Here is a 298-nt window from a genome sequence, read left to right on the forward strand (position 1 = left end):
CTGCAAGGGAGTCTTCTTCATGTAACGAGCGGATATCATTAATAATATGCATCCCAGCTTTCGCGGCCTCATCCATTACTTGGGCTTTTGAAGTGTCTACAGAGATCCAAACATCAAAACGTTTTGCAATCGCTTCCACTACTGGTACAACGCGGTCGAGCTCTTCACTGACAGAAACTTCAGCCGCACCAGGTCGAGTTGACTCGCCGCCAATATCGATAATTGTTGCCCCTTCTTGTACCATTTTGGCAACATGGTATAGAGCATCATGATAACGATTATGAGTGCCACCATCTGA

Annotated in this window: 1 protein-coding gene; it reads right to left on the reverse strand. The window is 46.0% G+C overall.

Annotated elements, in window-relative coordinates; all coding sequences use genetic code 11:
- Nucleotides 1–298: dihydropteroate synthase (locus tag ACNQ0T_RS23815; RefSeq protein ID WP_417930455.1), on the reverse strand; the 298-nt coding region annotated here is incomplete at both ends.

Origin of the sequence: Enterobacter cloacae complex sp.6700776 (assembly GCF_048284255.1) — a bacterium.
Classification (GTDB): domain Bacteria; phylum Pseudomonadota; class Gammaproteobacteria; order Enterobacterales; family Enterobacteriaceae; genus Enterobacter; species Enterobacter intestinihominis.